Raw genomic sequence first — 10433 nt, 5'->3', positions numbered from 1 at the left:
GTGGTCAACGTGACCAATCGTGCCGATGTTGCAATGCGGTTTACTACGGTCAAACTTTTCCTTTGCCATGAGGTGGCCTCCTTAATTTTCAATTTGCGGTGCGCATTGAATGCGCACCCTACGAGGTGGGTGTAGGGTGCGCCTTTACGGCGCACCGCTGGTTAGGCGTATTTCGCCTGAATTTCTTCCGAGATGTTGCTTGGAACCGGCTCGTAATGGTCAAACTGCATCGTGAACTGCGCGCGGCCCGAAGACATGGAGCGCAGCGTGTTGATGTAGCCGAACATATTCGCCAGCGGCACAAAAGCGTCGATCGCGATCGCGTTGCCGCGTGTGTCCTGGCCGTTCACCTGGCCACGACGGGACGTCAGATCGCCGATGATCCCACCGGTATACTCTTCCGGCGTGATGACTTCGACTTTCATCACAGGCTCCAGAAGCTTCGCACCGGCTTTTTTCATGCCTTCACGCATACACATGCGTGCCGCGATTTCGAAAGCCAGAACCGAGGAGTCAACATCGTGGAACTTACCGTCGATGAGCGCCACCTTGAAGTCAATCACAGGGAAGCCCGCCAGGGGGCCGCTGTCCATGACCGAGTTGATGCCCTTTTCAACACCGGGGATATATTCTTTGGGAATAGACCCGCCGACAATCCGGCTTTCAAACGAGTAGCCTTCACCGGCTTCTGTTGGAGAGATGATCATTTTCACCTCGCCAAACTGGCCTGAACCACCTGACTGCTTCTTGTGCGTGTAGGTATGCTCGACTTCGCGGGAAATGGTCTCGCGATACGCCACCTGTGGCGCACCGATGTTGGCTTCCACTTTGAACTCACGCTTCAGACGGTCCACGAGAATATCAAGGTGAAGTTCGCCCATACCCTTCATGATCGTCTGGCCTGATTCCAAATCGGTTTCCACACGGAACGAGGGGTCTTCGGCCGCAAGACGCTGCAAACCCTGAGACATTTTCTCCTGGTCGTTCTTCGTCTTTGGCTCAATGGCAATCTCGATCACCGGATCGGGGAATGTCATCGTCTCCAGAACCACAGGCTCCTTCACGTCGCAAAGCGTGTCGCCTGTTGTCGTGTCCTTCAGACCCGCAAGCGCGATGATGTCGCCCGCAAAGGCTTCCTCGATCTCTTCGCGGTTGATCGAGTGCATCATCATCATACGGCCAATGCGCTCTTTCTTGCCCTTGGTCGCGTTCAACACGGTGTCGCCTTTGGCGAGCGTGCCTGAATAGATCCGCGTGAAGGTCAGCGAGCCCACGAAGGGGTCGTTCATGATTTTGAAGGCAAGGCCAGAGAAGGCCATATCATCTTCCGCACGGCGGGCAATGTTGCGTGTCTCTGTCTCATCACCGGGGGCAAAGCCCATGTAATCAACCACATCAAGCGGGCTTGGCAGATAATCGACAACAGCGTTCAAGAGAGGCTGAACACCTTTGTTCTTGAAGGCAGAGCCGCCCAGAACAGGCACAAAGCTCAGAGCCAAGGTGCCCTTGCGCAGCAAGCGGCGCAGCGTGGGAACGTCGGGCTCGTTGCCTTCCAGATACTCCATCATGGCTTCGTCGTCTTCTTCGACGGCCGCTTCGATCATCTTGCCGCGCCATTCGGCGGCCATGTCTTGCAGGCTTTCGCGGATCGGTGCCTTGATCCAGCTCGCGCCAAGGTCTTCCCCCTGCCAGAGCCACTCTTCCATGGTCACCAGATCAACAAGACCCTCAAGGTCTGTTTCCGACCCGATCGGAACACCGATCGGCACAGCGCGCGCGCCGGTGCGGTCTTCGATCATGCGCACACAGTTAAAGAAGTCAGCGCCGATCTTGTCCATCTTGTTGACAAACACAATCCGCGGAACCTTGTAACGGTCGGCCTGACGCCAGACTGTCTCGGTTTGCGGCTCAACGCCGGCGTTGCCGTCCAGAACCGTGACCGCGCCATCCAGAACCGCCAGCGAACGCTCAACTTCAATGGTGAAGTCAACGTGGCCGGGGGTGTCGATGATGTTCATGCGGTGCTTTTCGGAATCAGGCTCTTTGCCGTTCTCCGTGCGCTCCCAGAACGTGGTTGTCGCCGCAGAGGTGATCGTGATGCCACGCTCCTGCTCTTGCTCCATCCAGTCCATTGTTGCGGCGCCGTCATGCACTTCGCCGATGTTGTGTGATTTGCCCGTGTAAAACAGGATCCGCTCCGAGCAGGTGGTCTTACCCGCATCAATATGCGCAATAATACCAAAGTTGCGGTAGCGTTCGAGGGGATAGTCGCGTGCCATGTCAGGTGCTTCCTATTACCAGCGGTAGTGGCTGAAGGCTTTGTTCGCTTCGGCCATTTTGTGAGTGTCTTCGCGCTTTTTCACGGCAGAGCCGCGAGATTGCACAGCATCCATGAGCTCGCCGGCAAGGCGCTCTTCCATGGTGTTCTCGTTGCGCGCACGGCTCGCGTTGATCAGCCAGCGGATCGCAAGCGCTTCGCGGCGCTCGGGGCGGACCTCAACAGGAACCTGATACGTCGCACCACCCACACGGCGCGAGCGCACCTCAACAGATGGTTTGATGTTTTCCAGCGCTTCGTGGAACACTTCCACAGGGGCGCGCTTGATCTTGGTTTCAACCCGGTCAAAGGCGTTATAGACGATACGCTCGGCAACAGCTTTTTTGCCGTCGATCATCAGGTTGTTCATGAATTTTGTCAGAACCCGATCACCAAACTTGGCGTCAGGAAGGACTTCGCGTTTTTCAGCGGCGTGACGACGTGACATGTGATCTCTTCCTTACTTAGGACGCTTAGCGCCATATTTCGAGCGGCGCTGCTTACGGTCTTTAACGCCTTGCGTATCAAGAACACCGCGCAGGATGTGGTAGCGGACACCTGGAAGGTCTTTTACACGGCCGCCGCGGATCAGAACCACTGAGTGCTCCTGAAGGTTGTGGCTTTCGCCGCCGATGTAGCTGATGACCTCAAAACCGTTTGTCAGGCGCACTTTGGCAACCTTCCGCATGGCCGAGTTCGGCTTCTTGGGCGTTGTGGTGTATACGCGTGTGCAAACGCCGCGCTTTTGAGGGTTGCCCTCAAGGTGAAGCGATTTGGAGCGTTTGACTTTCGGCTTCCGGGGCTTCCGGATGAGCTGTTGGATCGTTGGCATAGGGCTCTTTTCCCGTTTCTCAACACATGTGTGCAAGGGTGTCCCCTCGCGGTTTCAATTCGCTGCGCGTTATGCGTCCACAACACACAAAAGCCGCATCGTTCCCATTCCGAGGTAAACGGCGCGGCGGGTTCTCAGAGGATCTTCGCAGCAGTAGCTCGGATCTTGACCACTCAAGTTATGCAAACGGCATCGGGTCGTCCCCTAAGCCGGATGAGAGGGCGTATATGGGGAGTCGCCGGGCTTGTCAACACACGCCACCCGCGCGGCTCAGCTTGCGTCCTTTTGCCCCCCGAGCGCGCGCCAGCCCTGCTCAAAGCGCTCCAGATCCACCCCGAACCGGGCCTGCATCAGCTCTGGCAGCGCCTCCAGCTTGTAGCGAAAGCTGTCCACCTTGCGCTCCTTGATCGCGCTGTCATTGCCCTCATGCGCGCCGCGCACAAACATGGGCTGCTTCATCAGGCTCAAGACAGGCATGGCCCGCCAGGTGCGCATATGCGGATAGTTGAGCAGGCTGCGCTTGTGCCCGGGCGGCAGATAAAGCGCCAAGGCAGGCGTCCAGAGCCGCGCTTCCACGGGCAGATACGTCACCGCCCCATCCGCCTCGCAGCGAAACAGGAACCCGCGGCAAAAATCCACCGCCGCGCGCCCGTGCTCCTTGTAGATCGGACGCAGCTGGCGGTAGAGCGCACGCAACCGCTCCACAAAATTCTCTGCCACAGCGTCGTCATCATCTAGACGGAACTCGACCACAACATCCGCGCTCTGGTCACGATGCGCCATCATCAGTGCGCGGCAGGCCTCCATATGGTTCTGGCCCTCGGGCAAAAACACCGGCTTCACCTGAGGCACATCGCGGATCAGCTCCAGCACCCGCCCCCGCCACGGCTCAGGCAGGCTCTCGCCCATCATCAATACAAGCGTAAACTCGGTATCCGTCTGCGCCCGCAGGCTCGGCAGCACCAAATGCTCCAGAAAGAACAGCCGCACCCGCATACGCGCCGCGTCATAAAGCTCTGCGCGCAGCGCCTCCAGGCTCTCACCCTTGTTGTTGAAAGCCCCCGTCTGGCTCGGATAAGACCAGCGACACAACCCCAATACCTGCAAACGCGCCTGTCTCACACACCCGCTCCCGCCGCAGGCCGCGCCGCCGCCACCCGTGCGGCGCGCTTCTTGAGCTGGCGCTCGCGCAGCAGCATGAACACACCCGAGCCAATCACAATCGCCGCCCCCAACAGGGTGATCGGCTTGGGCCAGTCCCCAAACACAAGCCACCCCAGCAACAATGCCCAGATCAATGAGGTATAGCGGAAGGTCGCCACAAAGCTGATCTCCCCCACCCGCATGACCATGATCGAGAAGAGATAGCCACCGATGATCATCACAGAGGCCCCCACAATCATCAACGCCGCCTGCCCGCTCACCGGTGCCCAGCCCTGCGCTGGCGCGGCGGCGGCAAAAAACAGCGTCACCCCGAGCGAGGAGTAAAACGACACCGCCATAGAGGGCGTGTCCGCACTCAGCCGCCGCGTGGCCAAGTCGCGCACCGTCACCACAAGCACCGCCGCCAGCGTGTAAACCGAATAGATCGTGAAATCCTCCGCGCCGGGCCGGATGATCAACATCACACCGACAAAGCCTGCAAAAATCGCCATCAGCCGCCGCCACCCCACCGGCTCGCGAAAAAACACAGCCGCCGCCAGCGTCACCGTGAGGGGCAAGGCCTGCATGATCGCGCTGACATTGGCGATGGGCATGTTGAACAGCGCCGTGAGAAAAAAGTAGGCCGAGCCCGCCTCGGCCAGCACCCGGATCCCCACATATTTGCGGTCACGCCTTGGAATATCAAAGCGGATCTTGCCCATCACAAGCATCACCAGCGCAATCAGAACCGTTGTCAAAACCCCCCGCAATGTGAGCACCTGAAACAGCGGCAGCTCCCGCGAGACCACCTTCATAAAGGCGTCGTTAAACGTAAAAGCCGCCATGGAGGCCATCATCAGAACGGCCCCGCGCAAATTGTCTTGAGAGGAAATCATCTCAGCTCTTTCAGCATATCCATCTCAAAACCAAACAGCGCTTTAATCTGCTTGGCAAGCGTTTCAGGCGGCAGCTTTCCGACAATCCCCAGTTTTGCCGGGCTGGATTTGTTGTCGCGGTGAATGGTGCGCAAAAAGCAGGGCGCGGAAATATCCGAATAAAGCGTGTAGTGCTGCGCCAGCGCGCGGTGGTTGTAGCGGTAAGGGTTGCGCGTATAGGCAACGGGGTGCAAAAGCGCCGTGCCACAGGAAAGCGGCGCGCGTTCCACCGTGTCAAACACCGCGTTGTTGCCCTGCCCCGTGACCTCCACATAAAACCCGCGGTTAAAGGCAATCACGGTTGGCGCATCGGGCTTCATATCGCGCAAAGGCCCCGCCAGCGCCTTGAGCCGCGCAATATAGTCTCCCGCCAGAGCATCGTCATCATCCAGCCGAAAGGTGATCCGGTGGCTCACCCCCGCCTCATGTGCGCTCGCATAAGCGGCCTTGATAATCTGGTAATGCGGCCCCGGCGCGGCGGCATAAACGCTTATGTTGTCATGCGGCGCCAGCAGCGCATCAAGCCTTGCGCGCACCTCTGACGGCAACTCGGTTGAGGTCAGCACAACCAGCCGAAAGCCCTGATCGCTCTGGCGCAGCAGCGAGGGCAAACACAGGGTCTCAAACATCTGCAACCGCAGCGCCATACGCTCGGGCGTGTAAAGATGCGCGGCCACCGCCTCGGGGCTGCCATGGGTGTCTGAATAATAGTCCGTCGCCAAAACGGAAAACCGCACCAAACCAATCACCTGCGGTGCCTGTGTCACTCGTCTCATCACCTGTCTCCTTGCCCGCAAGGAAACACGCCTTTGCGCCAAAAGAAAAGGGCCAAGCACGCGGCCTGGCCCTAAAAGACGCCCCCGGCTCAGCGGGGGCTATCGCGTGACGACCCTCTTAAAGGTCGCGGCTCTCGGGCACACCGTTGTCCAGATCCTCCGCAGAGGGCGCGGCCGCAAAGACATCTTCCTCGCTGGGCGCTGCCAGACGTGCGGCGGCCTCCGCCTCCTCGCGGCGGGCTTCCAGAACCACATTGTCACGGTCCTGGGCCACGCGGCGCACCTGCTTGGTCGCCCCCCCCGTGCCAGCCGGAATAAGACGTCCGACAATGACGTTTTCCTTGAGGCCAACCAGCTTGTCTTTCTTCCCTTGCACAGAGGCTTCGGTGAGAACGCGGGTTGTCTCCTGGAAGGACGCCGCCGAGATGAACGAACGGGTCTGCAAGCTCGCCTTGGTGATCCCAAGCAGGATCGGCTCGCCCTGGGCCGGACGTCCGCCACGGGCTTCTGCCTTGGCGTTGGCCTCGTCAAACTCGACCTTATCGACATTTTCGCCCTTCAGGAGCGTGGTGTCGCCGCTGTCCAGAATTTCCCACTTCTGGAGCATCTGGCGCACGATCACTTCGATGTGCTTGTCGTTGATCTTCACACCTTGCAGGCGATAAACATCTTGCACCTCGTCGATCATGTAATCCGCCAGCGCCTCGACACCCATGATGGAGAGAATGTCATGCGGAGCCGGGTTGCCATCCATGATGTAATCGCCCTTCTGGACAAAATCACCTTCCATGACCGGAATGTGCTTGCCCTTTGGCACCATGTATTCGACCGGCTCCAGGCTCTCATCGCTGGGCTCAATGCTGATCCGGCGCTTGTTCTTGTAGTCGCGCCCATAACGGACATAGCCGTCGATCTCGGCAATGATCGCGTGGTCTTTGGGGCGACGCGCCTCAAAGAGTTCCGCAACCCGTGGCAGACCCCCGGTGATGTCTTTTGTCTTGGCGCCTTCGCGTGGAATACGCGCCACAACATCACCTGCCTTGATCTCCTGGCCATCTTCCACCGACAAGATCGCATCGACCGACATCGGATAGGTCAGCGGGTTGCCCGCATCATTGCGCACAGGCTCGCCATCCTTGTCTGACAGGATGATCTCGGGCTTGAGCTCGTTGCCTTTTGGTGCGGCGCGCCAATCAATCACGATCTTCTGGGTCATGCCCGTCGCATCATCTGTCTCGTCGCGCACGGCAATGCCGCTCACAAGGTCAACAAACTTGGCCGTGCCGGCCTTCTCGGCAATGATCGGAAGCGTGTAGGGGTCCCACTCAAACAGCTTGTCACCGCGCAGAACCTTGCCGCCTTCCTTGACAAAAAGCTTGGTGCCGTAGCTGAGCTTGTGGCTCGCGCGCTCTTCGCCGTCAGGGCCGACAATCGCAATCTTCATGTTCCGGCCCACAACCAGCGCTTCGCCGGCTTCGTTCTCAAGCAAAGAGGCGTTCTCGAAGGTGATTTTACCCTCTTGGCTCGCCTCCAGGAACGACTGCTGGCCACCCTGCGCAACGCCCCCAATGTGGAAGGTCCGCATGGTGAGCTGTGTGCCCGGTTCACCGATGGACTGCGCCGCGATGATGCCAACGGCCTCACCCTGGTTGACCATGGTGCCGCGCGCGAGGTCACGCCCGTAACACATGGCGCAAACGCCATCCTCGGCCTCACAGGTCAGCGGGCTGCGGATCCGCGTGCTGACAACCCCCGCCGCATCAATGGCATCGGCCATGCGCTCGTCAATCATCGTGCCCTGCGCCACCAACAGCTCGTCCGTGCCCGGCTTGAGAATGTCATCTGCCGCCACACGGCCCAACAGGCGCTCGGCCAATGAAGACACAACCTCACCGTCGTTCACAGCCGCCTCAGCGGTGATCGCACGCTCGGTGCCGCAATCATGCTCGCGCACGATGCAGTCTTGTGCCACATCCACCAAACGGCGTGTCAGATAGCCCGAGTTGGCCGTTTTCAGAGCCGTGTCGGAAAGACCTTTGCGCGCACCGTGGGTCGAGTTGAAGTATTCGAGAACGTTGAGGCCCTCTTTGAAGTTCGAAATGATCGGCGTCTCGATGATGTCGCCATTCGGCTTCGCCATCAGGCCGCGCATCCCGCCCAGCTGCTTCATCTGCGTGACCGAGCCACGCGCACCGGAGTGCGCCATCATGTAAACCGAGTTCGGCTCCATGACAGCGCCGTTCTCGTCGCGCTTGTCCGCCGAGATGGTGCTCATCATGGCTTCGGTGACCTTGTCGTTACACTTGCTCCAGGCGTCGACAACCTTGTTGTATTTCTCGCCCTGCGTGATGAGGCCATCAAGATACTGCTGTTCGAAATCCTTCACAAAGCCGCGTGTCTCATCCACGATGCTCCATTTGGTGTCCGGAATGACCATGTCATCCTTGCCAAAAGAAATCCCGGCACGGAAGGCTTCGCGGAAGCCCATGGTCATGATCTGATCACAGAAGATGACAGATTCTTTCTGCCCGCAATAGCGGTAGACAGTGTCAATCACCTGCTGCACTTCGCGCTTGCGCAGAAGACGGTTCACAAGGTCAAACGGCGCCTTGTTGTTCTGCGGCAGAAGCGCCCCAAGGCGCACACGGCCCGGAGTCGTTTCATAGCGCTGCATCACGGTGTTGCCTTCCTCGTCCACCTGCGGAATCCGCGCGGTGATCTTGGAGTGCAAATGCACCGCACCCGCATCCAGAGCGTGCTGCACCTCTTCAATAGAGCCAAAGACCATGCCTTCGCCTGTCATGCCTTCACGCTCGATCGTCGTGTAGTAAAGGCCCAAAATCATGTCCTGTGACGGAACGATGATCGGCGCGCCGTTGGCGGGCGAAAGAACGTTGTTCGTCGACATCATCAGCACGCGCGCTTCAAGCTGAGCTTCCAGCGAGAGCGGCACATGCACGGCCATCTGGTCACCGTCAAAGTCGGCGTTAAAGGCCGAGCAGACGAGCGGGTGCAGCTGAATGGCTTTGCCTTCGATCAGCACAGGCTCAAACGCCTGAATGCCAAGGCGGTGAAGCGTCGGCGCGCGGTTGAGCATAACGGGGTGCTCGCGGATCACCTCATCAAGGATATCCCACACTTCGGGGCGCTCTTTCTCCACAAGCTTCTTGGCCTGTTTCACAGTCGCCGACAGGCCCTTGGCCTCCAAACGGCTGTAAATAAACGGCTTGAACAGCTCCAGAGCCATCTTCTTGGGCAGGCCGCACTGGTGCAGCTTGAGCTCAGGACCGGTCACAATGACCGAGCGGCCGGAGAAGTCGACGCGTTTGCCCAAAAGGTTCTGGCGGAAACGGCCCTGCTTGCCCTTGAGCATGTCTGAGAGCGATTTCAGCGGGCGCTTGTTGGCGCCTGTGATGACGCGGCCACGGCGGCCATTGTCAAACAGCGCATCCACAGACTCTTGCAACATGCGCTTTTCGTTGCGCACGATGATATCGGGCGCGCGCAGCTCGATGAGCCGCTTGAGGCGGTTGTTGCGGTTGATCACACGGCGGTAAAGGTCGTTGAGATCGGAGGTCGCAAAGCGGCCCCCATCCAGCGGCACCAGCGGGCGCAGCTCTGGCGGGATCACAGGGATCACCGTCATCACCATCCACTCGGGGCGGTTGCCGCTTTCCAGGAAGCTCTCAACCACCTTGAGGCGCTTGATGATCTTCTTGGGCTTCAGCTCGCCGGTCGCTTCCTTGAGGTCCGCGCGCAGGGTCTCGGCCTCGCTCTCAAGGTCGATCTGGGCCAGCATCTCGCGGATTGCTTCCGCACCGATGTTGGCTGTGAACGCGTCCATGCCATAGTGGTCTTGCGCGTCCATATACTCTTCTTCGGTGAGCATCTGGCCATAGGTCAAATCCGTCAGGCCCGGCTCGATCACAACGTAGTTTTCAAAGTAAAGCACGCGCTCAAGGTCACGCAGGGTCATGTCCAGCATCAGGCCGATCCGGCTGGGAAGCGACTTGAGGAACCAGATGTGGGCCACGGGCGAGGCCAGCTCGATGTGGCCCATACGCTCGCGGCGCACCTTTTGCAGCGTGACTTCCACACCGCATTTCTCGCAGACAACACCACGATACTTCATGCGCTTATATTTGCCGCACAGGCACTCATAGTCCTTCACCGGGCCGAAGATACGGGCACAGAAAAGGCCGTCACGCTCGGGCTTGAACGTGCGGTAATTGATGGTTTCGGGCTTTTTGATTTCCCCGAATGACCACGAAAGAATCCGCTCTGGCGACGCCAGAGAGACCTTGATCTCGTCAAACACCTTGGTGGGCGCGAGTGGGTTGAACGGGTTGTTTGTCAGTTCCTGGTTCATTTTGATGTCCTCAAATCTGGGCGGGAGGGGGAAGGTGCGCGCAAAGCGCACACCCTACGGG

General features: G+C 59.1%; 7 protein-coding genes and 1 pseudogene. All 8 read right to left on the bottom strand.

Annotated features, from left to right (window positions below; all coding sequences use genetic code 11):
* A pseudogene (locus Q0478_RS05080) lies at positions 1 to 69 on the bottom strand (elongation factor Tu); the annotation flags it as partial.
* 92 nt (positions 70 to 161) lie between these two features.
* Positions 162 to 2279, bottom strand: coding sequence for an elongation factor G (gene fusA, locus Q0478_RS05075; RefSeq protein WP_298676830.1), 2118 nt, complete (start codon positions 2277 to 2279; stop codon positions 162 to 164).
* 15 nt (positions 2280 to 2294) lie between these two features.
* Positions 2295 to 2765 (bottom strand): 30S ribosomal protein S7, encoded by a 471-nt coding sequence (gene rpsG, locus Q0478_RS05070; RefSeq protein ID WP_298676828.1) that lies wholly within the window; start codon positions 2763 to 2765, stop codon positions 2295 to 2297.
* 12 nt (positions 2766 to 2777) lie between these two features.
* The gene (rpsL, locus tag Q0478_RS05065; protein ID WP_215959443.1) at positions 2778 to 3149 is read right to left on the bottom strand and encodes a 30S ribosomal protein S12; all 372 of its coding nucleotides are present in this window, start codon (positions 3147 to 3149) and stop codon (positions 2778 to 2780) included.
* Between the two features lie 270 nt (positions 3150 to 3419).
* The gene (locus Q0478_RS05060) at positions 3420 to 4271 is read right to left on the bottom strand and encodes a glycosyltransferase (protein WP_298676825.1); all 852 of its coding nucleotides are present in this window, start codon (positions 4269 to 4271) and stop codon (positions 3420 to 3422) included.
* On the bottom strand, positions 4268 to 5188 hold the full coding sequence (locus tag Q0478_RS05055; RefSeq protein ID WP_298676823.1) for a DMT family transporter: 921 nt from the start codon (positions 5186 to 5188) through the stop codon (positions 4268 to 4270). The genes Q0478_RS05060 and Q0478_RS05055 overlap by 4 nt, the downstream gene beginning before the upstream one ends.
* Positions 5185 to 6003 (bottom strand): glycosyltransferase, encoded by an 819-nt coding sequence (locus Q0478_RS05050; protein ID WP_298676821.1) that lies wholly within the window; start codon positions 6001 to 6003, stop codon positions 5185 to 5187. Before Q0478_RS05050 ends, Q0478_RS05055 begins: the two co-directional genes overlap by 4 nt.
* A 118-nt stretch (positions 6004 to 6121) precedes the next feature.
* Complete coding sequence (gene rpoC / locus Q0478_RS05045) at positions 6122 to 10372, bottom strand: DNA-directed RNA polymerase subunit beta' (RefSeq protein WP_298676819.1); 4251 nt, start codon at positions 10370 to 10372, stop codon at positions 6122 to 6124.
* Between the last annotated feature and the right edge of the window lie 61 nt (positions 10373 to 10433).

This window comes from uncultured Lentibacter sp. (assembly GCF_937123735.1).
Classification (GTDB): domain Bacteria; phylum Pseudomonadota; class Alphaproteobacteria; order Rhodobacterales; family Rhodobacteraceae; genus Lentibacter.
This window is presented reverse-complemented; position numbering and strand designations above follow the sequence as displayed.